We start from the raw sequence: 25678 nt of genomic DNA on the forward strand, positions 1-25678 counted from the left end.
ATGGGCAGCATCTCGCGCAGGACCGTGCTCACAGCCACCGCCGCGACCGCGGCCCTCGGAGCGGTGACGGCCTGCTCCGGGGGCGGCTCGGGTTCGGCCGCCGCCTCGGGCTCCAGTTCGGGTCCCGCCCCCGCCCCCACCACCGGCACGGCGAGCACCGGAACCGGCACCACCCCGAGCGGCACCCCGACCAAGGGCAAGCCGATCGGCGACGGCTCGACCGCCGACACCGGCCCGCAGCCGAACCAGCCCAAGCCGGAGAAGCTCAAGCCCGGCGAGCGCCCGCCGCAGTTCGTGGTGTTCTCCTGGGACGGTGCCGGGGCGACCGAGGACGGCCAGTTCCCCCGGTTCCTCAAGCTCGCCGAGGAGCACAAGGCCGCGATGACCTTCTTCCTCTCCGGCATATACACGCTGCCCAAGGGCAGGTCCGAGCTGTACCACCCGCCGCTGCACTCGGTCGGCGCCTCCGACATCCCCTACCTGTCGGACGGCGCGGTCAAGAACACCATCAAGCTCGTCAGCCAGGCCTGGCTGGCCGGCCACGAGATAGGCACCCACTTCAACGGGCACTTCTGCTCGACCCGGCCGGACGGCAACGGGGTCAACAAGTGGAGCCCCGACGACTGGAAGAGCGAGATAGACCAGGCCGTCGGCTTCGTGACCCAGTGGCGGACCAACACCGGCTTCACCGACGTCGACCCGCTCCCCTTCGACTACAAGAAGGAGCTGATCGGCGGCCGCACCCCCTGTCTGGAGGGGCAGAAGGCCCTGCTGCCGACGGCCGCCGCCCTCGGCTGGAAGTACGACGCCAGCTCCTCGGGCGGCCAGCAGATCTGGCCCCAGAAGGTGCAGGACGGGAAGGTCTGGGACCTCCCGCTGCAGAGCATCCCGTTCCCCGGGCACACCTTCCAGGTGCTCTCCATGGACTACAACATCCTGGCCAACCAGTCGAAGGTCACCAATGGGGACCCGGCCAAGTTCAACGACTGGCGCACCCAGGCCAGGGACTCCTACCTGGCCGGTTTCGACCGCGCCTACAACGGCAACCGCGCGCCGTTCTTCATCGGCAACCACTTCGAGCAGTGGAACGGCGGCATCTACATGGACGCCGTCGAGGAGACCCTCAAGACGATCGCGGGCAAGCCCGAGGTCCGGCTGGTCTCGTTCAAGCAGCTCGTGGAGTGGCTGGACGCGCAGGACCAGTCCACCCTGCGCAAGCTGCGCACCCTCAATGTGGGGCAGGCGCCGACCGGCGGCTGGGAGTCCTTCCTCGGCACGGCCGGCTGAGCGTCTCCTTCGGGCTTGTGGGTCTCCGGCGGCCGCCTACCCTGTGGCGGCCGTCGCCAGGCCCAGTGCGTACGGGAGCCAGAACTCGCCCGCCCGGGGCTCGCCCCGGCCGCACTCGCCGTCCGACTCGCCCGGGTTCTTGATCCAGAGGAAGGCGTCGACCCCGGGCTGCCCGGTCTCCGTCGTGGGCGGCGTGCCGAGCGCGCGGCCGGGCGGGTTGCACCACGCCTCCGCTCCCAGCGGGCCGTTGCCGTTGCGGCTGGTGTCGACGACGAAGTGCTTGCCGTCCAGCAGGGCGGACAGCTGGGCCCCGTACGCGGTCGTGCGGTCGGTGGCGTAGAAGTTGGAGACGTTCAGCGCGAAGCCGTCGGCCGCCGCGATCCCGGACTTGCGCAGGGCCTCGGCCAGAGCGGCCCGGTCCTGCACCCAGCCGGGGTTGCCCGCGTCCAGGTAGACCCGCACCTGCGGGCGCTTCTTCAACTCCTGGACGGCGAAGGCCAGCAGGCCGTAGCGCTCGGCGGCGGCGTCGCCCTTGACCCCGCAGGCGTCCAGGGTGTGCGCGACCGCGTCGGGCTCCAGCACCACCCAGGCCCGGCGGTCACCGAGCGCCTCCGCGAGCCCGGTGATCCAGGCCCGGTACGCGGCCGCGTCGGTGGCGCCGCCGGCCGAGTAGAGACCGCAGTCCCGGTGCGGGATGTTGTACGCGACGAAGACCGGCGTCCGGTCGGCCTCGGCGGCGCGGCGGCTCACCTGCTCGGCGGTGCTCCGGGCGGCCTGGTCGGTCAGCCACTGCGAGGAGGGCCGGGCGGCGATCCGCAGCAGGGTGTCCGCCTCCGCCGTCCGGCCCTGGCCGCGCAGCGCGGTCACCTGCTGGGCGGCGGCGGTCCGGTCGGAGACGTAGAAGGTCTGGCCGGGCAGCTGCGGCAGGGCGCCGGGCAGTGGCGCCCCGGCTGCGGTCGCTGACCCCGGCACCGCCCCGGACGCGACCGCCGCGGATGTGGCGGGTGTGGCCGCCTGCGTGACCGCTCCCGTCGGGCTCCCCCCGGCGCAGCCCGCGAGCCCCGCCACGAGCCCCAGCAATGTCGCCCCCACGGCCGGCCGGAACCCAGCCCCTCGCCCAACTCGGCGCACGTACCGCCCCTCCCAGATCCGGCCCGGCGACCCGGTCCGGCCCCAGCTTCGCACACCGGGCACCGCCCGCCGTCCACCGGAAGGTGAACGACGGGCGGCCCGCAGCGCGGAGACGGAGCGTCAGGGACGGACGCCGGTCCGAGCGGATCGGTCCGGGACGCCCCGGCCCGGCTCAGGCCTGCTTGAGGTCCGGGATCCGCCAGTCGATCGGGTCGACGCCGAAGCCCTCCAGCGCGGTGTTGATCTGCGAGAACGGGCGGCTGCCGAAGAACAGCTTGGCGGACAGCGGCGACGGGTGCGCGCCCTGGACCACCACGTGCTTCCCGGTGTCGATCAGCGGGAGCTTCTTCTTGGCGTAGTTGCCCCAGAGCACGAAGACCACCGGCTCCTCGCGCGCGCTCACCGCCTGGATCACCGCGTCGGTGAACTTCTCCCAGCCCTTGGCCTTGTGCGAATTGGCCTCGTGCGCACGGACCGTGAGCACCGCGTTGAGCAGCAGCACGCCCTGCTCGGCCCAGTGCATCAGGTAGCCGTTGTCCGGCGCCGGGATGCCGAGGTCGGCGTCCAGCTCCTTGAAGATGTTGCGCAGCGAGGGCGGCGTCCTGGTGCCGGGCAGCACCGAGAAGCTCATGCCGTGGGCCTGGCCGTCGTCGTGGTACGGGTCCTGGCCGAGCACGAGCACCCGGACCTTCTCGTACGGCGTGGCCTCCAGCGCGGAGAACTCCTGCCCGCTCGGCGGGAAGACCTGGTGCTCCGCGCGCTGGGCCGCCACGAAGGCCGCCAGCTCGGCGAAGTACGGCTTCTCCGTCTCGGTGCCCAGCACCTCCCGCCAGGACTCCGGCAGCTCCAGACCGGCTCCCGATTCCGCCCCGCCCACGTTCGCCTCGACCGTGTCCGTCACGACGACATCTACCTCCCACCGGACGGCCGCTCACCGCGGCACCGCCCCGACCTGCGGGCATATCGCGCCCCTCGCGCCGTACGCCCTCTTTCACCCCGAACGCTACACAGGCCCACCGACAACCGGGGCCCCGGCCGCTTCGCCGGAGGACTCCCCGACCGCTTCCGGAGCCGCTTCCGGGGGCGTTTCCCGGACTGCTTCCCCGGCCGCTTCCGCGACCGGTTCCGCGGCGGCCGCCGCCGCGTTCACGCGCCGGTGCTCGACCACGTTCAGCACCACCAGCACCACCGCGAGCGTCACCAGCGCGGCCAGCGCGGGCCAGCGCACCATCGCGGGCGCGAGCGCCAGCACCACCGCCGCCGCCACGATCCGGGTGGTCGCGAGCGATCGGAACATCATCCAGCGCGTGTAGCCGAAGGTCAGCAGATACAGTCCGCACCCGCCGTACAGCAGCCCCACCGAGGCCGCGCCCAGCGCCCGGCGGGGATCGGCCACCGTCTCGCCGAAGCCCACCGCCACCGCGATCACCGCGGCCGCCAGCGCCAGGTGCCCGTACTGGAAGACCCGGCGGACCATGTCCCGGCGCGAGTCGGCGACGGTGACGGCGTGCCGCATGGCATCGGCCGCGAAGACGAAGTACTGCCACCAGAGCCCGGCCGAGATGGTGAACGCGGCCGTGACCGCGACGAGTTCGGCCGCGTCGAGGCGAACGGCCGCCGCGCTCGCGCCGATCCCGACGATCGACTCCCCGAGCGCCACCAGCAGGAACAGGGCGAACCGCTCCGGCATGTGCGACGGGTGGTAGGCGACGGCGGCCAGCTTGCGGCGGAACACCACCGGCCCGGACAGGTCGCAGAGCGCCGCCAGCGCCCAGAGGCAGACCCTCGGCCCCTCCGGCAGCAGCCCGCCCGCCACCAGCAGCGGCCCGCTGACCAGCACACCCACCCCGTACGGCCCGCGCCAGACCCCCGGGATGCGCGCCAGCAGGAGCAGCAGCACCACCCGGGCCGCCCAGTACCCGGCGCCGAGCAGCACGCCCCGGTTCCCGTACGCGCCGGGAACCGCCAGCGCCATGACCAGGCCGGTGAACCCGACGGCCAGGATGCCCAGCCGGTCGCGCGGGGTGTCCACGTCGCGGATGTTGGCCTGCACGGTGGTGCCGACCCAGCACCAGTAGACCGGGACGAACACCACCAGCGCCTGCGCGATCCCGAGCGGGTCGTGGCGGTGGTGCAGCAGGCCGGAGACCTGGGTGATCGCGAAGACGAAGATCAGGTCGAAGTACAGCTCCGCCCAGGTGACCCGCTTCTCCGGCGCCTCCCCGGCCTGCTGTTTCCCCTCCGGCTGCCTCCCCGCCGGCCGTCTCCCCGTCGGCCGTCTCTTCTCCGACCGCTCCCCCGTCCGGACCGCCGATTCCTCGGCCCCCACCGGAAGCTCCCCCGTTGTGCTCATCCGCCCCTCCTCGGCGCACACAGCGAACGGGCCCGCCCGGGACATCGGCCGGGGCGGGGCCCGCAACAGCAGTGCCGAGGCTAGACCAGCCCGCCCCGGCCCAGCGCCCCGGTCCACCGGTCGGCAGCCCCTACGTGCGGCGGCCCGGGACGACTAGGCTGATCGCTGTTGGGGCAGCCATTGGCGCCCGGCCGGCCGCTGGTGTCCGGTCCGGTGCGATTTTCGAACCATCGCAAGACCTAGGAGACACCACCGTGGCAGACCGCAAGCCCATCGACACCTGGCTGACCGACATGGACGGGGTCCTCATCCACGAGGGCGTGCCGATCCCCGGCGCCGATGCCTTCATCAAGCGGCTGCGTGAGTCCGGCAAGCCGTTCCTGGTGCTCACCAACAACTCCATCTACACCCAGCGCGACCTGCACGCCCGGCTCTCCCGGATGGGCCTGGACGTCCCCGCCGAGCACATCTGGACCTCCGCGCTGGCCACCGCGAAGTTCCTCTCCGACCAGCGCCCGAACGGCACCGCGTACGTGATCGGCGAGGCCGGTCTGACCACCGCGCTGCACGACGTCGGCTACGTGCTCACCGACACCGACCCCGACTTCGTCGTCCTCGGCGAGACCCGGACGTACTCCTTCGAGGCCATGACCAAGGCCGTCCGCCTGATCAACGACGGCGCCCGGTTCATCGCCACCAACCCGGACGAGACCGGCCCTTCGGCCGAGGGCGCGCTCCCCGCCACCGGCTCGGTCGCCGCCCTCATCACCAAGGCCACCGGCGTGGAGCCCTACTTCGTCGGCAAGCCCAACCCGCTGATGATGCGCGCCGGCCTGAACGCCATCGGCGCCCACTCCGAGCGGAGCGCGATGATCGGCGACCGGATGGACACCGACATCGTCTCGGGCATGGAGGCCGGCATGTCGACCTTCCTGGTGCTCACCGGCCTCACCCTGGCCAGCGAGGTGGAGCGCTTCCCGTACCGGCCGACCCAGGTGGTCGACTCGATCGCGGACCTGGTCGACCTGATCTGAGCCGCGGTCACCGACCCTCGGTGCCGAGGCACCTCGAAGGCCCTCCCGCTTCCGCCGCGGGAGGGCCTTCGCCGTGGCGGCCGCCGCCCGGCGCGGTCCGGCCGCCCCTCAAGGACTCCTTAAGCCGCCCCTAACCGCACCGATGACCCTCAGCGGCGCGGCCGGGCGCGGTTAACGTGAGCGCCACGCCGGGTCCCCCACACCGGCGCCGGCGGCCACCACCGTCGGTCTCCACCCGGGTCTGCCGCCGCCGCGCCCCCCACCGCGGCGGCGGCAACACCTGGACGGCCCGGTCCGACGACACCGGGCCGAATGCCCTCTGTCCACAGGCCCTGAGCCCGAACGCCCCGGTCCGAACGCCCCGGTCCGACGCCGAAACCGGGGCCAACCGGGCACACCGTGGTTGAGTAGGGCTCATGACCACCTCCGCGCGCCCCGCCGCCCCCGGAGCTCCCGGCTCCCGCCCGCCCTTCCGCGTCGGCCTCGTCGGCTACGGCCTGGCCGGCTCCGCCTTCCACGCGCCCCTGATCGCCACCACCCCCGGACTCCGGCTCGCCGCGGTGGTCACCGCCAACCCCGACCGCCGCGCCCAGCTGCGGCAGGAGCACCCCGACGCCCAGGCCGTCGACACCCCCGAGCAGTTGCTCGCCGACCCCGACGCGCTCGACCTGGTCGTCATCGCCTCCCCCAACCGCACCCACGCCCCGCTCGCCCGCGCCGCCCTGCGGGCCGGGCTGGCCACCGTGGTCGACAAACCGCTCGCCGCCACCGCCGCCGAGGCCCGCGAACTCTGCGCGCTCGCCGGATCGAGCGGCACCCTGCTGACCGTCTTCCAGAACCGCCGCTGGGACGGCGACTTCCTCACCGCCGGCCGCCTGGTCCGCGAGGGCGCGCTCGGCCGGGTGCACCGCTTCGAGTCCCGCTTCGAGCGGTTCCGGCCCAAGCCCAAGGCCGGCTGGCGCGAGCTCGCCGACCCGGCCGAGGTCGGCGGCACCCTCTACGACCTCGGCAGCCACCTCGTCGACCAGGCGCTCACCCTCTTCGGGCCGGTCGACACGGTGTACGCGGAGATCGACGTGCGGCGCGACGGCGCGGTGGTCGACGACGACGCCTTCCTCGCCCTCACCCACGCCAACGGAACCCGCTCCCACCTGTGGACCAGCGCGATCACCCCGCTCGTCGGCCCCCGGCTGCGGGTCCTCGGCGACGCCGCCGGATACGTCAAGACCGGCATGGACCCCCAGGAGGCGGCCCTGCGGACCGGCCTGCGTCCCGACGGCACCATGCCCTGGGGCACCGACGACCCCGCCCAGTACGGCACCCTCGGCACCGACGGGTCCACCACCGCACTGCCCACCGACCCCGGCGACTACCCCGCCTTCTACGCGGGCGTCGCCGCCGCCCTGGCCACCCCCGGCACCCCGCCCCCGGTCGACCCGCGCGACGCCGTCGCCACCCTGACCGTGCTGGAGGCCGCCCGCGCCTCGGCCGCCACCGGGACCGCGGTCCGGCTCGAAAGCCTTCCCGCCTGAGCCCGCCCCGTCGGCCGCCCGCGCCCCTGCTCCGGGTGCGGGCGGCGGGGTGCGGGCGCAGGGGCACTCAGATCCCGATGACCTCGACCGCCGAGCCCAGCCCCTTGAAGTCCGAGATGTTGCGCGTGTACAGCGGCAGCCCGTGCGCGGAAGCGATCGCGGCGATCATCAGATCGATCCGCCGCGGACGCGGCTGCCGCCCGGCCGCGATCGTCAGCGTCACCAGGGTCCCGTAGCGGGCGGCGGCGGCCCCGTCGAAGGGCAGCGGCTCGAAGTCCGCCATCGCCGCGCCCAGCACCTCCAGCCGGGCCGCCCGGCTGACCGGGTCGCGCGCCATCGACACACCCTGCTGCAGTTCCGCGAAGGTGATCGCGGTCAGCTCCGGCACCGCCGGCAGATCGGCCGGGCTCAGCAGCGCCAGGTCGATGTAGACACACGTGTCCAGCACCCCGGCGGGCCGCCGCCGGGGAGCCCGCCGCCGCTCAGCCACGCGGCCGCTCGAACGGGTCGCCGTCCTCGTCCCCGACCAGCTCCTCCGGCCCGAAGTACTCCTCGGACTCCTTGCGCATCTGCTGGTAGTCCACCCGCGGCAGCTTCACGTGCCGCGCCACCAGTTCCTCGGCCGTGAGCCGTCGGCGCCCCGCCACCGGCCGCAGCTCCGCGACCTCGACCCCGTTCCTGGTGATGTGGAAGATCTCCCCCGCCTCCACCGCGTCCATCACCGCGGCGGAGTTGTTCCGGAACTCCCGCTGGGTAATCGTCTTCATGCTTTCCAAGGTAGCCCCGTGTAGCACCCACGGCTACGCCCCGCGCACCGGTCCGCCGAAAATCCACCACCCCAGCACCCGCCGCCGCGTTACCGTACGACATCGACCGATCACGCTGGGGGGCTCCGACCGTGGCCGACACGACCACCGAAGCACAGCAGAATCCGTGGCTCCACGGCCAGGACGGCCCACCGCCCGGCATCCCGCGCCCCGCCGCCGGTCCGGCCCCCTGGGCGAACGGCCCCTCGGCCGGCGCACCCGTCCACGTCGAACCGGCCGCACTCCGGATCGCCGCCACCGCCTCCCGCCGCCTCCAGGGCGAACTGCGGCAGGCCGTCGGCCACGCCGAACCCGACACCGGCGCCGCCGCCACCGCCCTGACCGCCGACGGCTTCGCCACCGGCGCCGCGCTCACCCAGGTCCTCGGCTGGTGGAAGACCCGCTGGACCGGCCTCGACCAGCGCCTCGGCCTCGCCGCCGACCGGCTGGAGGCCACCGCCACCGCCTACCGGTCGACCGACACCGGCGCCGCCTCCGCGTTCCGGGCGCCCTGAGCCGTGGTGACCTTCGACCGGCTCCGGCACGCCGCCCTCGCCCCGCTCGACCGCACCGGGGACACCTGGAACGGCCTCGCCGGCCACGCCGAACAGCTCGCCGGCCAGGTACGCTCCGGCGTCCTCCAACCGCTCACCGGCGCCGCGCCGAGCCCCCTCGCCACCGCCGGCGCCCGCGCCTGGACCGGCGTCGCGGCCGACGAGGCCACCCGGGAGATCGGCCTGCTCGCCGACGAGCTGACCGCCTTCCACTACGAGGCCCTCGCCGTCACCGCCGCCCTGCGCCGGGCCGCGTCGGTATTCACCGGCGCCCAGCAGGACCTCCGGCGCGCCATCGACGACGCCGAGGCCCTCGGCGCCACCGTCACCACCGACGGCACCGTCACCCTGCCCCCGCTCCCGCCCGAGGACCGCAACGACCCCGACGCGATCGCCTACCGGCGGCGGCAGTGGGAGGAGCTCCAGCAGCACGTCGAGGCAATGCGGAAGGCGGTCACGGCCGCCACCGAGGCCGATGCGGTGGCCGCGGCGGCGCTGCGCACCCTCGACCCGGCGGAGGTCGACCCGGCGACCCACCCGGGGGCGGTGGCGGCCGCCAAAGCCGATGTGATCGGCGCGGTCGGCATGCCGAAGGACCGCAAGGACATCCCGGCCTGGTGGGCGACAGTGGACCCCGCCGTCCGCGCGCAGTTGCTGGAGCTGGCACCGGGCCGCCTGCTCGAAGCCGGGGTCCTCGACCCGACCTATGTGTGGACGGCCCCGGACAGTGGGGCGGGCCCGTTCTACTCCCGCGAACCCGGTGTCGGCGAACACTCGTTCCGCGCGTTCGCCGGGCTGCTAGTGGCTGGCGGCACCTTCGCGGACCGCACGGACGCGGCCCGCAATCTGCAGCACTTCCTCGAAGGGACCGGTGAGCCGCTGACCGTGGATGTGGACCGGATGCTTCGCGACGACCCCCAGTTCCGCGACCATGTGGCGACCCTGCTCACCGCGAACGACGCCCAGTGGCGGGAGACGGCGCTGGCCGCGTACCAGAAGTCGGGCGGCGCTCCGGTCGCCATTCCGGTGGAGACCCAACGCAACCAGGACAACGACTACACGTTCCCGGAGGGCAGTCAACCGAACTGGTTCACCGCCGTGGGCAGTCAGGCGTGCGTTCTGTCGGGCGTGGTCACGGTGCGGCCCGGGCCCGACGGCAATCCCTCGGTGTCCATGAAGTACCAGGTCAATGTGTGGGACCGGTACAACTGGGACGCGGGAAAGACCACCAACATCGCCGGTGTGCGCGTCTCGGACTCGGACATGCAGGGCCTCCATCAGACCGGCCTGGCGCAGGAGTACGACCTGAGCGGGCGGAGTACTCCCTACGACCGGGTGGTCGGTCCCGGCACACCGCTCGTACCGAAGGGCACGGGTGAGCGCTACAGCGACCGCGAGGGCGGTCTCGCCGACCCCGGGAGGGAGACCCGATGAGTTCCACCATTCGCCCGGCACCGGCAGCCCCCCGCTCCCGCCGGAGGCTGCTGCTCGGCGTGCTCGCGGCGTTCATCCTGCTCCTGGCCGCCGGGGTGGCCGGGCTCTACTGGGTCGACTACGACCTGCGCCATCCGAAGCCGGACAGCGGGCGGCCGGGAGCCTGGATGACCGTCGACCGGGACGAGGTGTCCGGGTTCGCCCACGTGACGGTCCCGGTGTCCGCCCAGGATGTCCGATGGGGTTACCAGAACGGCTTCCAGGACGACTTCGCCGTTCTCGCGTTCCGGATCCCACAGGACGAGCTGGAGGAGTACAAGAGCTCTCTCCCGGCTTCCGAGTGGACCGACAGGCAATATGTCCAGCGGGTCGACCTCGACGGCTTCCAACACATCGGCGCCCCCGCTCCCTCGACCACTTCTCCGCTGACCTGCGGAGGCTTCTACACTCCCGGCAAAGCCAAGAACATCGGCACCCGGATCTGCCTCACCTCCCGGTCCGACGGGACGAGCCAGGTCTGGGTCAGCGCCTTCCACACACCCTGAGCGCCCCGTCTGGCATCATCAATGGCAGTACTGGTCCGGAGCGCAGAGGAGGCAGGGACGTGGCCGTGGTCGCGATGCTGCTCGGGCTGCTCCGGGTGCTGAGTGGGGAGTGGCTCGCCGAGGGTGGCGGGTCGCTGACGTCGGTGGCGGCAGCGGCCGCCGTGGTGCTGGTGACCGGGGCGGTCGCGGGGGCGCTGGTCGTCGCGCGGCTGCTGGGGGCACGGGCGCCGGCGAGTGTGCGGGCCGGGGTGCTGCGCCGACGCGCGGCCCGGACGGCCTTCCTCCCGCAGCGTGATCCGGATGCCCGGGGCCGTCAGCGCCCGAGGGCCCCGGGAGCGGTCCCGGCGGCCGCGTAGCACCGGGATTCCTTCACCACCGGCCCGTCGCGGCCGTCCTCCGTCGATCACTCGTACCCCGAGACCCCCGGAGGGCTCGCTCCACCATGTCCGTTTTCGCAATCCTCGACCCGGCCGTCGGCCTGGCCCACGATGTCGTCGCCGCGCTCGCACAGGTCGTCCCGACCGCGCTCGCGATCGTCCTGTTCACCGTCTGCGTCCGGCTGGCGCTGCACCCGCTGGCGCGGGCGGCCTCGCGCGGCGAGAAGGCCAGGGCCCGGCTGGCGCCGCGGATCGCCGAGTTGAACCGCAAGCACAAGGGCCGTCCGGAGAAGCTCCAGGCCGCGCTCGCCGAGCTGTACCGGGAGGAGAAGGCCTCGCCGTTCGCGGGCTGCCTGCCGATGCTGGTGCAGATCCCGTTCTTCTCGGTGATGTACCGGCTGTTCACGACCCCGAACGATCTGCTCGGCCACACCCTGTTCGGCGCCCCGCTGGGGTTGCACGTGGGCTCGGCGCACGGTGCGGGCGAGTGGGTGGTGTTCGGGGTGCTGTACGCGGGGCTGGCGGCGCTGGGGTACGTCAACTTCCGGCGGGCCCGCCGGGCCCAGGCCAAGCAGGCAGCACAGGCGGCCCAGTCGCCGCAGTCGGCCCAGGGCCAGGGCCAGGGCGCGCAGGCACAGCCCGCGCTCGCGTTCCTGCCGTACCTGTCCTTCGGCACCGTGCTGTTCGCCGCCCTGGTCCCGCTGGCGGCCGCGGTCTACCTGCTGACCACCAGCACCTGGACGGCGGCCGAGCGGGCCTGGCTGTACCGGGACGGGGCGCCGGAGCCGGCGGTTCCGGCGCTGGCCTGAGGCCGGGTCCGCCGGTCCGCCCCGGCTCCTCCAGCCTGTGTGATCGTTTGGGCCGGTCGGCCGGACGATCACGCAGGTGGACTCGGGTGAAGGGAAGGGTGGCGTCATGGCGGTCGCTGCGCCGGCGTTGGCGGAGTTGCGGGAGGTCTGTCAGCCGCGGGCGAAGCTGGCGAGCCGCAACGGGGAGCACTGGGCGGGCCGGATCTACATGCGCGCGGTGTCGTTGCGGGTCACCCGGCAACTGGTGCGGACCTCGGTGTCGCCGAACACCCTGACCTGGCTGATGGTGGCCTGCGGGGTCGGGGCGGGGGCGGCGCTGCTGGTCCCCGGGTTGCCGGGCGCGGTGCTGGCGGCGGTGCTGTTCCAGGGCTTCCTGCTGTTCGACTGCGTCGACGGCGAGGTGGCCCGCTGGAAGCGGCAGTTCAGCACGGCCGGGGTGTACGTGGACCGGCTCGGCGCGTATCTGGCGGACGCGGCGCTGATGGTCGGCGCGGGTGTCCGGGCGGCCCGGGGCGGGTCGGAGTTGTGGGTGTCGGTGGGCCTGGCGGCGGCACTCGGGGTGGTGCTGCTGAAGGCGTCGACCGATCCGGTGGACGTGGCGCGGGCGCGCAGCGGGCTGGCTCCGGCGGACGAGGAGTCGACGCAGCCGCGTTCGCAGGGCATCGCGACGGCGCGACGGCTGGCGTCGGTGTTCAAGATCCACCGGGTGACCAACGGCATCGAGGCCTCGCTGGTGCTGCTCGCGGCGGCGGTGGCGGACGTGGCGGTCGGCGGCATCGGCCCGACCCGGGCGGTGGTGGCCGGCATCGCGGTGATCACCTGGGGCATGGTGGTGGCGCACCTGGCCTCGATCCTGTCCTCCTCGCGACTGCGGTAGGCCGCCGCGCCGTCGGGCGCTGGAGTGGCGAACTAACCTACGCGGAGCCCGCGTTGGCAGGCACAGGGGCTGCCCGCCGTCAAGCCCGGTGATGCCGAGCGGCCGCCGCTCGACCCCCGCCGTTCGACCGGGGCACCCGCTACCCCTTTCGTACGGCCGGGGGCGGCCGGGGCCGGTCCGCAGGATGACGCGGCCCGGCCGGGGCAACTGCGAGCCTGGACCCGGAGGGCCCGAGGTCCGGGCCGGAGGGGTTCACCATGACGTTCAGTCAGAATTTTTACTTGGCGCAGAAGTTGCGGGGTCATGGCCGACTGGGCCGGAGGCTGGCCGCCGCCGCCCTGGCGGGTGCCGTCGTCGGCACGCTCGCCCCGGCCGCGATGGCGGCGCCCGCACCGGCCGGGGCCGATGCCCGCCGGGGCGGGGTCGACGCGCGGGCGGAGCTGCGGGCGTTCCTTGCGGGCGACGCCTCGACGGCCGCGTTCGCCGAGGTCCGGGAGGACGGCCGGCGGATCTGGCGCGACGCGGTGGGCACGTCCGACCTGGCCACCGGGCAGCCGGTCAGGCCGGACGGCCGGTTCCGGATCGGCAGTGTCACCAAGTCCTTCGTGTCGACGGTCCTGCTGCAGCTGGTCGGGGAGGGCCGGCTGCGGCTGGACGACCCGGTCGAGCGCCACCTGCCGGGCGTGGTCCCCAACGGCGGCGCGATCAGCGTCCGCCAGCTGCTCAACCACTCCAGCGGCCTGTACGACTACCTGGAGGACCCGCAGTTCTTCTTCCAGGACGAGGCGAGCCTGCGCGACTACGCGCTCGGGGACCGCCGTTGGCAGGACTACCGGCCGGAGCAGCTGGTCGCGATCGGCGTCGCGCACGCGCCCTACTTCGCCCCGGGCCAGGGCTGGAAGTACTCGAACACCAACTACATCCTGGCCGGGATGCTGATCGACAAGCTCACCGGCCACAGTTGGCAGAGCGAGGTGACCCGGCGGATCGTCCGGCCGCTGCACCTGGACGACACCGTGTTCCCCGGCTCGGAGACCGGGCTGCGCGGCCCGCACGCCCGCGCCTACGCCAAGCTGCCGGAGGGGCCGGCGGACATCACCAGGCTCAACCCGACCGTGGGCGACGCGGCCGGCAACGGCATCTCCACCACCACCGACCTCGACCGCTTCCACGCCGCCCTGTTCGGCGGCAAGCTGCTGCGGCCGGCCGAGCAGGCCGCGCTCACCACGACCGTGCCGACCGGGTCGGGCCACAGCTTCTACGGGCTCGGCGTGGCCCAGGCCGACTTCGGCTGCGGCCCGCTGTGGGGCCACGACGGGGGCCTGCCCGGCTGGGGGACGCTGATGTTCGGCACGGCGGACGGGAAGCGGCAGGTGGCGCTGTCGTACAACCCGTACGAGGGCAACGACCAGTCCGGGCTGGAAGCGGCGGTCGTCTCGCTCGCGGTGAAGACGCTCTGCGGCCCGACGGCACCGGCCGGGGCGGCCTCGGCGGCGGCGGACGCGCTGTCGGCCCTGCGGGGCGCCGGCCGCTGAGGAGCGGCGGCCGGTAACCGAAAAACACTTGCCCCACCGGGGGCACGACGGTCGGATAGTGCCCCATGAGCAGCGACACCGTGCACCTGCACCCCGGCCAGCACCCCATCGACGAGGACCTCGTCCGGCGCCTGGTCGCCGACCGGTTCCCGCAGTGGGCCGGGCTGCCGGTGACCCGCTTCCCCTCCGGCGGCACCGTCAACGCCATGTACCGGCTGGGCGAGGCGATGGTGGTCCGGCTGCCGCTGGTGGACTGGGGGGCGTCCGACGTGGCGATGGAGCAGGAGTGGCTGCCGAGGCTGGCGCCGCTCCTGCCCGTCGCCGTCCCGGAGGTGCTCGGCGCGGGCGGGCCCGCCGAGGGCTACCCGTGGCCGTGGTCGGTGTACCGCTGGCAGGAGGGCGCCAACCCGCAGGCAGGCGCGCTGCGCAAGCCGGTGCGGCTGGCCGAGGACCTCGCCGGCTTCGTGACCGCGATCCGTTCGCTCACCCTGCCGGACGCCCCGCCCGCCCACCGGGGCGGGCCGATCGAGCTGCTCGACGAGGAGACCAGGACGGCGATCGGGGAACTGCGGGCGCTGCCCGAGGAGGGCGTCGACTGCGCGGCCGTGACCGCCGTCTGGGAGGACGCGCTGGCCGCACCGGCCTGGGACGGGCGGACGGTGTGGCTGCACTCCGACCTGATGCCGGGCAATCTGCTGGTGGACGAGGACGGACGGCTGACCGCGGTGATCGACTTCGGCTGCGCGGGCGCCGGCGACCCGTCCTGCGACCTGTTCCCGGCCTGGAACCTGCTGCCGCCCGACGCCCGCGCGGTCTACCGCGCGGCACTCGACGTCGACGACGCCACCTGGCGGCGCGGCCGAGGCCGGGCCCTGGCCCAGGCCCTGAACGCCCTGCCGTACTACCGGGAGACCAACCCGGCGATGGCCGAGAACGCCCGGCATGTGATCCGAGAGGTCCTCGCCGAGTCCTGAGCCCTCCTCAGGGCCGGACCAGAGTCCACCAGATGCGGTGGTCCGTGCGCATGCTCATGGTGAGCCGGTGCCCTTCGCCCTCGGTGGCGCTGTTCGTCAGCATGAGGTAGCACCGCTGGGGCGCGTCGAACCGGACCGTCACTATGTACCCGGCGTCCGATTCGTAGTAGTCCGACCAGCTGCCGTCCGTAACCTCCCACAGGGCGGCCGCCCCCATGGCCGCCGCAGGTTCGAGGCAGGCGGCGGCCGGTATCACGGACGGGCCGAGCCGCCCGCCCTCCAGCAGCTCCAGCCCCGTTCCGTCCGTCCCCTGCCCGACCCACCGGCCGACCGGGCTCGGCGGCGCGGGTTCGACGAGGACGGCCCGCAGGACATACAGGCCGAGCGGCACAAGCAGGAACGCGAGCACGACCGCCGGTATCGCATACCTCGTGGCTCTGGTCATGCCGGGACGCTAGCAGCACGGCCCGTCGGGGCTCCGCCTGCGCTTCGGGGAGGAGCACGCTCCCGCCGATCGGCAGATGGACGGCGGCTCCTGACCCCGGGGACGATGAGGTGCGCCCCCGACCTGGCCGACCGGGCAGCCGGTCAGGCCGGGCGCGCACGGCCATTCGGACATGCGGTGGTTGTCCTCGTGGTGACGGTCGTGAAGGAAGCCCGACCGGAGCCGTCGACGGCGGGGGCGATGTTCGACGCAGCCTCCGGCCCGCCGAGGTGGCACAGTTGACCCCTGCTGAGTTGGTCGACCTCCTGGCCGGGGTCCGCAGCGGGGAGTTCGACGTCTGCCCCCGGCGCCCCACGGCCGGTGCCCCGACCCTCGGGGTGCCGACCTTCCCAATTTCCCCAAGATTCTCTGGAACCGTCTCCGCCCTGCGGACACCAGATCTGCGTGGAGTCCTCCTTGTCCAGTAAGCAGACGCAGGCCGGCGAGCGCCAGATCTTCGCCGAGCTCTACGATCAGCACGCTCGCACGGTCTTCGCGCACGCGTACAGATCGACCGGGGACCGCGACCTCGCGGACGACATCGTGTCGCTGACCTTCCTCGAAGCCTGGCGGCTCCGGAAGAAGCTCCGCGACGAGGTGCTGCACCCCCGGGCGTGGCTGCTGGCCATCGCCACCAATGTGCTCCGCAACACCGCCCGGACGGCGCGCCGGCACCGCGACGCGATGTCCCGCCTCCCCCGCCGTGATCCGATCCCGGACTTCGCCGACGAGGTGGTCGGCCGGATCACCGACGCCAATACGGCCGCGGCCGCCGTCCGCGCGCTCGACCAGCTCGCCGTTCCCGAGCGCGAGGTCTTCACACTCGTCGTCTGGTCGGGGCTCGGCTACGCGGAGGCCGCCCGGGCGCTGGGCATACCCGTCGGCACCGTCCGGTCCCGGCTCTCCCGGGTCCGGGACAAGCTCCGCCGGATTGTCGACGCCGAGGATCCCCCCGCGCCACGGGTCCCCTCCGCCTCGTCGACGCCCGCCGGTCTCACCATCAGTCATCAGTCCGTGGGCCACCACCAGGAAAGGCGGCCATGACCAACCCACGCACCGACCACACCGAGTGGGACGAGCACTACGAGCGCCGTGAACTCGCCCGGCTGCTCCCCCCGCCGCCCCACTTGGAACCCTCGCTCTCCCAGCTGGCCGACCGCCGTGACTTCCTGCTCACCGAGTTCGCCCGCCCCCGCCCCCTCTCCGGTCTCACCACCCGGTGGCGGGGCCTGGTCCTGGTCACCGCCGTCGCCACCGCCGCGGCCATCACGGCGATGACCCTCGCACCGGACTCCTCGTCCACGGAGGAGGCCCCGCCCGCCACCGCCGCCTCCGTCGAGCTCCTGGACCGGATCGCCAGGGTCGCCTACACCCAGCCGCAGCCCTCGGCCCAGGACAGCCAGTACACCTACATCAGGACCGTCGGCCACACCACCGCGCTGGCGGAGGCCGCCGACGGTTCGATGCAGCGCAGCACCACCACGACGAACACCGAGCGGTGGACGGCGGTGAACGGCGCCCGCCCGGGCCTCCAGCGCCGGGACGGCGGTGACCAGCAGCTTCCCGCGCCGGACCCGGTCTCCCTCAACGCGCCCAGCTACCGGATGCTGGCCGGTCTGCCGAGCGACCCCGAGGCCCTGACCAAGCTCATCTACGCCGATGCCGGGTACAACCACGGCGCCGGGTCCGCTTCGACCACCGGTTCCGACCAGGAGGCCTTCGTCACCATCGGCGACCTGCTGTGCAACGCGGTCGCGCCGCCCGCCGTCTCCGCCGCCCTGTACCGGGCGGCGGGCCGGATCCCGGGTGTGACGACCGTCGACGACGCGGTCGACGCGGTCGGGCGGCACGGGGTGGCCGTCGCCCGGGTGCACGACGGCACCCGGTTCGAGTGGATCTTCGACCAGCGGACGATGCGACTGCTGGGCAAGCGCGCCGTGCTCGTGAAGGACGGTCCGTGGGGCCGGGCCGGGGACGAGGTGAACTCCGTCGCCCTGGTCGCGCAGGGCATCGTGGGTGCTCCTGGTGAGGGGGTCGCTATCGCGACCGCAGAATCAAGCCAATGACCGAATTCGGTCAGCCATTGTCCGGTCCTCGTCGGAACTATTGTGCGAACGGCGGATCCGGCGTTGGGTCGTGGCAGCACTGTCCTGCCACGACTCACCAAGGGAGAAGCTGACCGTGCGTTCCTTCCGCACGCTCGCCGTCGTCACCGCTGCCGCCGGCGCGCTCGCGCTCGCGGCCCCGGCGGCCATGGCGACGCCCGCGCCGTCCGTTCCGACGGCCCCGTCCGCCGACGCCCCGCAGTCCGTCAGCCCGGCGAAGGCAACGCCGTCGACGCCGGTGATCGCCACCTACCGGGGCAAGAAGATCGACCTGGCCAAGGGCTGGGCGGGCGCCAGCGTCTGCACCGAGGTGAAGGGCGGTGCGGTGTACTGCCACGACAGTGTCGCCGAGGCCGACCAGGCGCTCACCACCCTCGACCCGGCGGCGGCCCGCGCCGTCCAGGCCGCCAAGGCCGCCGGCGCCGCGGCCCCCGCCACCGGCGGCCAGGTGGCGCAGTCCACCGCGGACTGCCCGTCCGGCTGGGCCTGCCTCTGGGAGGACATCAACTTCTCGGGCCTGCTGCTGCGCTGGTCGGAGCCCGGCACCAAGTACCTCTCCGACTGGTCGTTCCGCGACCGGGCCAGCTCCGCCTGCGTGTTCCGCAACGGCGGGGACCTCACGCTCTACGACGACCGCACCCTGCAGCCGGACCCGTCGGTCTACCTGTGGAACGGCAACTGCTACAACCTCACCGGTCTCAGCTACCCCTACGGCGGCAGCTGGAACGACAAGGCCGACTACATCGTGCTCTGAGGCGACCTTCTGAGGCGACCCTCCGAGTACCCCGAGGCACGCGAAAGGCCGGCCCCCCGTGACGGGGGCCGGCCTTTCGCGTGCCTCAAGTGCCTCGTACCGGTCAGACCGCCAGCTCGGCCACGTCCTCCTTGGCCGCACCGGGAGCCCCGGGGGCCTCCGCGGGGGCTCCCGGCTTGCGGTTCCGCAGCACCAGCGCCGCCACCAGGGCCGCCGCCAGCACACCCGCCGCGCTCACCATGAGCGTGGTCGACATCGCCGAGGTGAACGCCTCCCGGGCGGCGTGCACCGCGGCGGGGTCGCCCTTGGCCTCGGCCAGCGCGCCGACGATCGACTGCTTGGCCTGCTCGGAGGAGCCGGCCGGCATCTTGTCGGCGTAGCCGCTGGCCAGCAGGGAGCCGAGGATCGCGATGCCGAGCGCGGTGCCAGCCTGCTGGATGGTGTCGTTGAGCGCGGAGCCGACGCCCGCCTTCTCGGCCGGGATCTCGCTCATCAGCGCGCCGACCGCGGCCGGCATCGCGAGGCCGGCGCCCAGGCCGAGCAGGCCCAGTGCCACCGCCGGGATCGTGAAGCCGGTGTCCGCGTCGACCGTGCTCAGCAGGACGAACGAGCCCGCCATCAGGGCCATGCCGACCAGGACCAGCGGCCGGTGGCCGGTCTTCGCACTCAGCCCGGCGCCGGCGCCGTTGCCGATCAGCGCGGCGACCGCCATCGGCACGAAGGCCGTGCCCGCCTTGACCGGCGAGTAGTCCAGGACGAACTGCAGGTACTGGGTGAGGACCAGCAGCAGGCCGCCGTTGCCGATCTGCACCAGGGTCAGCGAGAGCGAACCGCCGCTGAAGTTGCGCTTCTTGAAGAGCGCCAGCGGCACCATCGGCTCGGCGACCTTGTTCTCCCAGACCACGAAGCCGCCGAGGGCCCCGACCGCGACCAGCAGGGAGACCAGCGAGGCGCCGCCGAACGCGCCGTGCTTCGGGATCTCGATGATCCACCAGATCAGCGCCGTCATACCGACCGCCGAGAGGACCGCGCCCAGCGGGTCCGGCTTCTGCCAGGGCCCCTTGGACTCGGGCATCAGGAGCAGCGCGGCCGTGATCGCCACGACCACCACCGGCACGTTGATGAAGAAGATCGAGTGCCAGGAGAAGTGGTCGATCAGCACACCGCCCAGCACCGGGCTGCCGACCAGGCCGAGCATCGAGACCGAGCCCCAGGCCGCCATGGCCTTGCCCCGCTCGTCCTCGTCGAAGACGGTGATGAGGATCGACAGCGTCGAGGGCATGATCAGCGCGCCGCCCACGCCCATCGCCACCCGGCTCGCGATGACCTCACCGGGGTTGGTGCAGAGCGTCGCCGCCAGCGAGGCCGCGCCGAAGAGCAGCAGACCGGCGATCATCACCTTGCGGCGGCCGAACCGGTCGCCGAGGCTTCCCGAGGTCAGCAGCAGGCCGGCGAAGACCAGGATGTACGAGTCGAGGATCCACTGCGTGTCCTGCGCGGTGGCCTTGAGGTCCTCGGTCATCGACGGCACCGCCACGGTGAGCGCCATGCTGTCGACCACCAGGACGAGCGTGCTGAGGCACAGCACGAGCAGGATCCACCAGCGCCGCGGGTTACGGCCTTCCATGTTTTTTCCCCTCCGAAGTACGCCCGATGCGTACGATGTACCGTCGATGCGAACACTGTACGCACAGCGGAACAGTGTGCGCAACCCTGATTCCTGTACGCTGATGCGAACGGTGTACGCAGGGATTTCCGTTACCGACTCCAAGGAGGACCAGCGGTGGCCGCCAAGGCGACGAACCCGATCCCGTCCGTGTGGGCCCGGCAGCAGCGGGAGCCCGAACAGCCCGCGCTCAGCCGGGACGCGATCGTCCGCGAGGCGATCGCGATGCTCGACGCCGACGGCGTCGAGGCGCTCTCCATGCGCAAGCTCGGCGCCCGGCTCAACGCCGGCGCGACCTCGCTCTACCGGCACGTCGCCACCAAGGACGAGCTGATCGAGCTCGCGCTGGACGAGGTGTTCGGCGAGATCCCCGTCCCGGACCCGAGCGCCGCCGACTGGCGCGCCGATGTCACGCTGACCTGCGAGTCCTTCCGGGCCACCACACTGCGCCACCGCTGGCTGGGCTCGGTCATCGGGCAGGCCGGCCTGGTCCACCTGGGCCCCAACCTGCTGACGGTGTCCGAGCGGATGGCCGCGCTCTTCTCGGCCGCCGGCTACCCCGAGCCGTCACGGGCCATCGACACCGTGCTCTCCTACGTCCTCGGGATGAGCACCACCGAGGCGGCCTTCCTCACCACGGTGGCCAGGAGCGGCGACACCGAGGGCGAGTTCATCGCCCGGCTGATGCCCGCCGTCGCGGAGACGGTGGCCGGGCACGACTTCCTCGCCGACGCCTTCGCCGAGGCCGCGGCCGACGCCGTGGCGAACCCGGCGGCCCTGCGCGACCAGAAGTTCAACTACGGCCTGGAGGTCGTGCTCGACGGCCTGGCGCTCCGCCTGCCGCGCTGATCCCCCGCCGACGCCACTGACACCGACCGGCGCCGGGGCGACCGCTCCCCGGGGCCCGCGGCCGTCCCCCGTCCGGACGGCCGCGGGCGGTCTGGAAGGCGAGCCCTAGGCGCGCCGGATCACGATGTCGCCGACCTGGGTGCGGGCCGTGAGCCGGACGGTCTCCCCGGTCCCGGCGGGCGCCTCCGAGGCGTCCAGTGCGTTCCGGACCGAGCCGACCTGGGTGTGCACGTCGAGCCAGGCGGCGGTGCCCTCGGCTATGCCCACCTCGACGGTGCCGATGGCGGTCTCCAGCGCGGCGCGGCCCCGGACGAGCTCGCCGATCCGCAGGCTGCCGTTGGCGGACCGGAGGTCGACCCCGGCCAGCGCGGTGCCGACGGTGACGCCGCCGTTGGCCGCCTCGCCCCGCAGATCGCCGCCGACCTCCCCGACGACGGTCTCGCCGTTGAGGTTCTTGACCTTCAGCGTGCCCCCGACGGTGCCGATCTCCGTCCGGCCGGAGGACTCCACCTCGGCGTCCCCGTCGGCCCGCCCCAGCCGGACCTCCCCGAGCTCGTTCCTCAGGTCGACGGCCGCCGCCTCGTCGATCCGGATCCGGCCGACCGCCGTCCTGATCCGGCAGTCGCCGAAGACACCCTCCAGCAGGAAGTCGCCCATCGGCGCGTCGGCGTCCACCGAGGACCCGACCGGGACCTCGACGGTGATGTCGACCGATCCGGTCTTCCCGAAGATCCCGCGCTTCTTCGGGACCTTGACGACCAGGGCGCCGTCGGCGCAGGAGACCGCGGCCTGCTCGGCGAGCCGGACGTCCAGCGCGGCGCCGGGATCCGTCGGGCGGACCTCGACCAGGGTGTCGGTGCGCTTGGCGGCCGCGATCCGGACCGAGCCGATGTCGAACCGCAGGGTGGCGCGGATCGGGCCCGGAGTGTCGAAAGAAGGCATGGCTGTTCCGTCCTAGTGGCTCTGTGCTGCGTTTCCGCAGGTGAAAGGGGTGACTGACGGATGATCGAGGGGCGGGGGCCGGAGGCTAGCGGACCCAGCCCGTGAAGCCCTGACCGACCCCGCGGCCGGTCCTCGGCCCGGGCCTGGCGGGTGCGGCCGGCTCCAGCGCGGCGGCGACGGCCCGGACCAGCCAGGCGTTGACGGAGAGGCCCTCCTGCCCGGCGGCCTCCTCGACCCGGGCCTTGAGGTGGCCGGGGAGCCGGAAGTTGATCCGGGCGGTGGTGCCGTCCTCGGCCTCCCCGGCCGCACCGGACGGCGCCACCGGTGGCGCCATCGACGGTGCCACCGGACCGGGCCCGGTCGGCCCCGCCTCGTGGAACGGCCCCGGCCCGTGGAACGAGTCGGCACCCGGCGCCACGGTGACCACGAACTCCGGGTCGAGCCCGCGCAGCCGGACGTCCACCGATCCGGGGGCCAGCTCCCTGGTCACCTCCCCCATCGCGGCGGAGAGTGCGTTCAGCAGCGTGAGCCGGGCGGCCGACTCCAGCGGCAGGGTCAGGCGCTCGGCCAGAGCGCGCGCTTCGTCCCCGCCCGCACCCGCGGCCACCGCGAGCTCGTGCCGGAGATTGTCGACGTACGGCGTGAGGTCCATGTCCAGAAGAATGGCACACCCGTGGCGCCATGTCGAGCGATTTGGCGCCATCATCTGGCGCCACTCGAACGAGTGAATGGCGCCATCCCCGGCGAACGGCCCCACCGGGAACGCCGACCCGGCCGGCCCGGACCGGCCCGGACCGGCCCGGACCGGCCGGGAAACGCCGAGGGCCCCGTCGGCAACCGCCGACGGGGCCCCGGAGCTGCGGGAGGCCGCCGCTCAGGCCTGGCGCCACCGGGTCAGGTGGGCGTCGATCTCCCCGGCCAGCCGGGCCTTGCCGGTGGCATCGAGGAAGGACGCCTCCACCGCGTTCTTCGCCAGCGCGGCCACCCCGGCCTCGTCCAGGCCGAGCAGTCGCGCCGCCACCGCGTACTCGGTGTTGAGGTCGGTGCCGAACATCGGCGGGTCGTCGCTGTTGACGGTCACCAGCAGCCCGGCGTCGACCATCCGCTTGATCGGGTGGTCCTCGATCCGCTCCACCGCCCGGGTGGCGATGTTGGAGGTCGGGCAGACCTCCAGCGGGATCCGGTGCTCGCCCAGGTGGTCGATCAGCGCCCGGTCCTTGACCGCCTGGGTGCCGTGGCCGATCCGCTCGGCACCGAGCACCCGCAGCGCGTCCCAGACCGTCTCCGGCCCGGTGGTCTCCCCGGCGTGCGGGACGCTGCGCAGGCCGGCCGCCCGCGCCCGGTCGAAGTAGGGCTTGAACTGCGGGCGCGGGACACCGATCTCCGGGCCGCCGAGGCCGAAGCTGACCAGGCCCTCGGGCGCCAGGTCGACGGCGAGCCGGGCGGTCTCCTCCGCGGCCGCGAGACCGGCCTCGCCGGGGATGTCGAAGCACCAGCGGAGCACCACCCCGAGCTCCTTCTCGGCACGGTGGCGGGCGTCCTCGATGGCCTCCATGAAGGCGACGTCGGGGATGCCCCGGCTGACCGAGGAGTACGGGGTGACGGTCAGCTCGGCGTAGCGGATGTTCTGCCGGGCCATGTCCTCGGCCACGCCGTAGGTGAGGGCGCGGACGTCCTCGGCGTCCCGGACCAGGTCCACGACGCTCAGGTAGACCTCGATGAAGTGCGCGAAGTCGGTGAAGGTGAAGTACTCGGCGAGGGCCGCCGGATCGAGGGGCACCTTGGTCCGGCCCTCGTGCCGGGCCGCCAGTTCGGCGACCACCCGGGGCGAGGCCGATCCGACGTGGTGGACGTGCAGTTCCGCCTTCGGCATCGCGGCGATGAACGCCTCGATGGAGCGGTCCGCGGACTCCGCGGGGGTGCTGCTGGGGGTTCCGATCCGACTTCCGTCCGGCTGGACCACGGTGGTGCCCTTTCTTCCTCTGCCTCGACGAGCCGCCGCGCCGCGCGCACTTCTACGCGCGTACGAGGTGGTGCTGGCAAGGATAGAGGCGGGCGGAGCGGTGGGGACGGCGGGCACACCCCCGTGCCGCCCGCTGTCCCCGCCGTCCCGCCCGCCACCGCGTCGTCGATCTGCGGGCGGATCTGCGGCCCGGTCGATCACCGTGCCGCGGAACCTGCTGGGACCACTGTGGCGCACGCCGCCGGGGCCGACGGACCGTTTTCGGCCGTCCCACCGCTCCCCCGACCCCCGCCGAAGGCATTTCCGCAGGTCAGAGCCCTGGTGCGGGTGGTGTCTCAAGCTTCGTTTGGAGACACCGGCGCTGTCTCAGCCGCCGAACGCGACCGCCACCGAGTGGATCAGCAGCCCGGCCAGCGCGCCGACCACCGTGCCGTTGATCCGGATGAACTGGAGGTCCCGGCCGACGTTGGCCTCGATCTTGCGCGAGGCGTCGTCGGCGTCCCAGCCCGCCACCGTCTCGGAGATCAGCGAGGTGATCTCGGCGCGGTAGGTGTCGACCAGGTACTGGGCGGCGTCCTGCAGCCAGCCGTCCGCCTTGGCCTGGAGCTTGGGGTCGGTGGCCAGGCGGGTGCCGAAGGTCCGCACGCCCTCGCGGATGCGCCGGCGCAGCTCGCTGTCCTCGTCCTCGGCGGCGTTCAGCACCAGCGAGCGCACGGCCGCCCAGGTGGAGGCGATGAGCTCCTGCACCTCGGGCCTGACGAGCAGCTCGCCCTTGGCCCGCTCGACCCGGGCGATGGTCTCCGGGTCGGTCTGCAGCTCGGTGGCGAAGTCGGCGAGGAAGTTGTCGATCGCGCCGCGCGCCGGGTGATCCTGGTCGTCCCTGATGTCGGTGACGAACCGCATCAGCTCCTTGTAGACCCGTTCGCCGACCTGGTGGTCGAGGAACTTCGGGGTCCAGCCGGGGGTCTTCTGGGTGACCCGCTGGACCACCTCGGCGTGGTTCTCGGCCAGCCAGTCGTGCGCCCGGACGGCCACCAGGTCGACCACCCCGTGGTGGCCGCCGTCCGCGACCACCTTGCCGAGCATCCGGCCGGCCGGTTCGGCGACCGAGGTGGCGGCGGCCCGCCGGGTCACCGCCTCGGCGACGACCGCCTGCACGTCGTCGTCGCGGAGCACCGCCAGCACGCCGCGCAGCGCCGCCGAGGCCTCCTTGGTGACCCGTTCGGCGCTGCCGGGCGCGGCCAGCCACTCGCCCAGCCGGCGGGCGATGCCGAGCGCGGCGAGCCGCTCGCGCACCACCTGGCCGGAGAGGAAGTTCTCCCCGACGAAGTCGCCCAGCGACCGGCCGAAGGAGTCCTTCTTGGTCGGGATGATCGCGGTGTGCGGGATGGGCAGGCCGAAGGGGCGCCGGAACAGCGCGGTCACCGCGAACCAGTCGGCCAGCGCGCCGACCATGCCGGCCTCGGCGGCGGCCGCCAGATAGCCGGCCCAGGCGCCGGCGCCGGCCGCCTTCGCCCAGGTGGCCAGGGCGAAGACCAGGGTCGCGAAGGCCAGCAGGCCGGTCGCGATGGTCTTCATCCGGCGGACGCCGCGTCTCTTCTCCTCGTCGGCCGCGGTGAACCGCATCCCGGGGCCGGTCCCGCTCAAGGCTTCGTCGCTCACCCCGC

26 protein-coding genes are annotated in these 25678 nt (G+C 73.3%); 15 read left to right on the top strand and 11 right to left on the bottom strand.

The window, feature by feature from the left end; all coding sequences use genetic code 11:
- Nucleotides 1-1287, top strand: a complete 1287-nt coding sequence (locus IF01_RS0116495; RefSeq protein ID WP_030394182.1) for a polysaccharide deacetylase family protein — start codon at nucleotides 1-3, stop codon at nucleotides 1285-1287.
- A gap of 36 nt (nucleotides 1288-1323) precedes the next feature.
- On the opposite strand, the gene IF01_RS0116500 is transcribed toward IF01_RS0116495, so the two are convergent.
- The 3 genes from IF01_RS0116500 to IF01_RS0116510 form a co-directional block, all read right to left on the bottom strand.
- Entirely contained in the window at nucleotides 1324-2259 is a 936-nt protein-coding gene (locus IF01_RS0116500) for a glycoside hydrolase family 6 protein (protein WP_244215530.1), read from the bottom strand.
- Between the two features lie 331 nt (nucleotides 2260-2590).
- Nucleotides 2591-3319 carry a uracil-DNA glycosylase gene (locus IF01_RS0116505; RefSeq protein ID WP_078880022.1) on the bottom strand — a complete coding sequence of 243 codons (729 nt, stop codon included), beginning with the start codon at nucleotides 3317-3319 and terminating at the stop codon, nucleotides 2591-2593.
- Between the two features lie 102 nt (nucleotides 3320-3421).
- The gene (locus tag IF01_RS0116510; RefSeq protein ID WP_078880023.1) at nucleotides 3422-4771 is read right to left on the bottom strand and encodes a low temperature requirement protein A; all 1350 of its coding nucleotides are present in this window, start codon (nucleotides 4769-4771) and stop codon (nucleotides 3422-3424) included.
- 254 nt (nucleotides 4772-5025) lie between these two features.
- Between IF01_RS0116510 and IF01_RS0116515 the strand changes: the two genes are divergently transcribed.
- Together IF01_RS0116515 and IF01_RS0116520 are read left to right on the top strand one after the other, a co-directional pair.
- A complete protein-coding gene (locus IF01_RS0116515) occupies nucleotides 5026-5805 on the top strand; it encodes an HAD-IIA family hydrolase (RefSeq protein ID WP_030394186.1) in 780 nt (259 codons plus the stop codon).
- Nucleotides 5806-6221: 416 nt separating this feature from the next.
- Nucleotides 6222-7337 (top strand): Gfo/Idh/MocA family oxidoreductase, encoded by a 1116-nt coding sequence (locus IF01_RS0116520; RefSeq protein WP_030394187.1) that lies wholly within the window; start codon nucleotides 6222-6224, stop codon nucleotides 7335-7337.
- Between the two features lie 67 nt (nucleotides 7338-7404).
- Here IF01_RS0116520 and IF01_RS0116525 read toward each other — a convergent pair whose 3' ends face one another.
- Nucleotides 7405-7827 (bottom strand): type II toxin-antitoxin system VapC family toxin, encoded by a 423-nt coding sequence (locus IF01_RS0116525; protein WP_037779991.1) that lies wholly within the window; start codon nucleotides 7825-7827, stop codon nucleotides 7405-7407.
- A complete protein-coding gene (locus tag IF01_RS0116530; RefSeq protein WP_030394189.1) occupies nucleotides 7820-8104 on the bottom strand; it encodes a type II toxin-antitoxin system Phd/YefM family antitoxin in 285 nt (94 codons plus the stop codon). Before IF01_RS0116530 ends, IF01_RS0116525 begins: the two co-directional genes overlap by 8 nt.
- 131 nt (nucleotides 8105-8235) lie before the next feature.
- Between IF01_RS0116530 and IF01_RS0116535 the strand changes: the two genes are divergently transcribed.
- From IF01_RS0116535 to IF01_RS0116570, 8 genes are all read left to right on the top strand, one after another.
- Nucleotides 8236-8658 (top strand): hypothetical protein, encoded by a 423-nt coding sequence (locus IF01_RS0116535; protein ID WP_030394190.1) that lies wholly within the window; start codon nucleotides 8236-8238, stop codon nucleotides 8656-8658.
- Between the two features lie 3 nt (nucleotides 8659-8661).
- Nucleotides 8662-10131 carry a hypothetical protein gene (locus tag IF01_RS51005; protein ID WP_157855248.1) on the top strand — a complete coding sequence of 490 codons (1470 nt, stop codon included), beginning with the start codon at nucleotides 8662-8664 and terminating at the stop codon, nucleotides 10129-10131.
- The gene (locus IF01_RS0116545; protein WP_157855249.1) at nucleotides 10128-10676 is read left to right on the top strand and encodes a hypothetical protein; all 549 of its coding nucleotides are present in this window, start codon (nucleotides 10128-10130) and stop codon (nucleotides 10674-10676) included. The genes IF01_RS51005 and IF01_RS0116545 overlap by 4 nt, the downstream gene beginning before the upstream one ends.
- A gap of 59 nt (nucleotides 10677-10735) precedes the next feature.
- Nucleotides 10736-11032, top strand: coding sequence for a DUF6412 domain-containing protein (locus IF01_RS0116550; protein ID WP_030394193.1), 297 nt, complete (start codon nucleotides 10736-10738; stop codon nucleotides 11030-11032).
- A gap of 86 nt (nucleotides 11033-11118) precedes the next feature.
- Nucleotides 11119-11862 (top strand): YidC/Oxa1 family membrane protein insertase, encoded by a 744-nt coding sequence (locus IF01_RS0116555; protein ID WP_030394194.1) that lies wholly within the window; start codon nucleotides 11119-11121, stop codon nucleotides 11860-11862.
- 106 nt (nucleotides 11863-11968) lie between these two features.
- Nucleotides 11969-12739 carry a CDP-alcohol phosphatidyltransferase family protein gene (locus IF01_RS0116560; protein ID WP_030394195.1) on the top strand — a complete coding sequence of 257 codons (771 nt, stop codon included), beginning with the start codon at nucleotides 11969-11971 and terminating at the stop codon, nucleotides 12737-12739.
- A 257-nt stretch (nucleotides 12740-12996) separates the two neighbouring features.
- Entirely contained in the window at nucleotides 12997-14274 is a 1278-nt protein-coding gene (locus IF01_RS0116565) for a serine hydrolase domain-containing protein (protein ID WP_094745573.1), read from the top strand.
- Nucleotides 14275-14339: 65 nt separating this feature from the next.
- Nucleotides 14340-15248 carry an aminoglycoside phosphotransferase family protein gene (locus tag IF01_RS0116570; RefSeq protein ID WP_030394197.1) on the top strand — a complete coding sequence of 303 codons (909 nt, stop codon included), beginning with the start codon at nucleotides 14340-14342 and terminating at the stop codon, nucleotides 15246-15248.
- Nucleotides 15249-15255: 7 nt separating this feature from the next.
- On the opposite strand, the gene IF01_RS0116575 is transcribed toward IF01_RS0116570, so the two are convergent.
- Complete coding sequence (locus tag IF01_RS0116575; protein ID WP_030394198.1) at nucleotides 15256-15693, bottom strand: hypothetical protein; 438 nt, start codon at nucleotides 15691-15693, stop codon at nucleotides 15256-15258.
- Between the two features lie 456 nt (nucleotides 15694-16149).
- On the opposite strand from IF01_RS0116575, the gene IF01_RS0116580 reads away from it, so the two are divergent.
- The 3 genes from IF01_RS0116580 (at nucleotide 16150) to IF01_RS0116590 (ending at nucleotide 18591) form a co-directional block, all read left to right on the top strand.
- A complete protein-coding gene (locus IF01_RS0116580) occupies nucleotides 16150-16776 on the top strand; it encodes an RNA polymerase sigma factor (RefSeq protein ID WP_055731163.1) in 627 nt (208 codons plus the stop codon).
- A complete protein-coding gene (locus tag IF01_RS0116585) occupies nucleotides 16773-17798 on the top strand; it encodes a CU044_5270 family protein (protein WP_051742552.1) in 1026 nt (341 codons plus the stop codon). The genes IF01_RS0116580 and IF01_RS0116585 overlap by 4 nt, the downstream gene beginning before the upstream one ends.
- 115 nt (nucleotides 17799-17913) lie before the next feature.
- Nucleotides 17914-18591 carry a peptidase inhibitor family I36 protein gene (locus IF01_RS0116590; protein ID WP_030394201.1) on the top strand — a complete coding sequence of 226 codons (678 nt, stop codon included), beginning with the start codon at nucleotides 17914-17916 and terminating at the stop codon, nucleotides 18589-18591.
- Nucleotides 18592-18694: 103 nt separating this feature from the next.
- Here the strand turns inward: IF01_RS0116590 and IF01_RS0116595 are convergent, their stop codons facing one another.
- Nucleotides 18695-20218 (bottom strand): MFS transporter, encoded by a 1524-nt coding sequence (locus tag IF01_RS0116595; RefSeq protein WP_051755479.1) that lies wholly within the window; start codon nucleotides 20216-20218, stop codon nucleotides 18695-18697.
- A gap of 156 nt (nucleotides 20219-20374) precedes the next feature.
- Here IF01_RS0116595 and IF01_RS0116600 point away from each other — a divergent pair, with 156 nt between their 5' ends.
- Nucleotides 20375-21106, top strand: a complete 732-nt coding sequence (locus IF01_RS0116600; RefSeq protein ID WP_030394203.1) for a TetR/AcrR family transcriptional regulator — start codon at nucleotides 20375-20377, stop codon at nucleotides 21104-21106.
- A gap of 105 nt (nucleotides 21107-21211) precedes the next feature.
- Here the strand turns inward: IF01_RS0116600 and IF01_RS0116605 are convergent, their stop codons facing one another.
- From IF01_RS0116605 to IF01_RS0116620, 4 genes are all read right to left on the bottom strand, one after another.
- Nucleotides 21212-22048 carry a DUF4097 family beta strand repeat-containing protein gene (locus IF01_RS0116605; RefSeq protein ID WP_030394204.1) on the bottom strand — a complete coding sequence of 279 codons (837 nt, stop codon included), beginning with the start codon at nucleotides 22046-22048 and terminating at the stop codon, nucleotides 21212-21214.
- A gap of 85 nt (nucleotides 22049-22133) precedes the next feature.
- Nucleotides 22134-22700, bottom strand: coding sequence for a toxin-antitoxin system HicB family antitoxin (locus tag IF01_RS0116610; protein WP_030394205.1), 567 nt, complete (start codon nucleotides 22698-22700; stop codon nucleotides 22134-22136).
- A gap of 222 nt (nucleotides 22701-22922) precedes the next feature.
- Nucleotides 22923-23942, bottom strand: a complete 1020-nt coding sequence (locus IF01_RS0116615) for an adenosine deaminase (protein WP_030394206.1) — start codon at nucleotides 23940-23942, stop codon at nucleotides 22923-22925.
- A 435-nt stretch (nucleotides 23943-24377) separates the two neighbouring features.
- Complete coding sequence (locus IF01_RS0116620) at nucleotides 24378-25673, bottom strand: DUF445 domain-containing protein (RefSeq protein ID WP_375340982.1); 1296 nt, start codon at nucleotides 25671-25673, stop codon at nucleotides 24378-24380.
- Between the last annotated feature and the right edge of the window lie 5 nt (nucleotides 25674-25678).

It is taken from the genome of Kitasatospora purpeofusca, assembly GCF_000718025.1.
Taxonomy (GTDB): domain Bacteria; phylum Actinomycetota; class Actinomycetes; order Streptomycetales; family Streptomycetaceae; genus Kitasatospora; species Kitasatospora purpeofusca.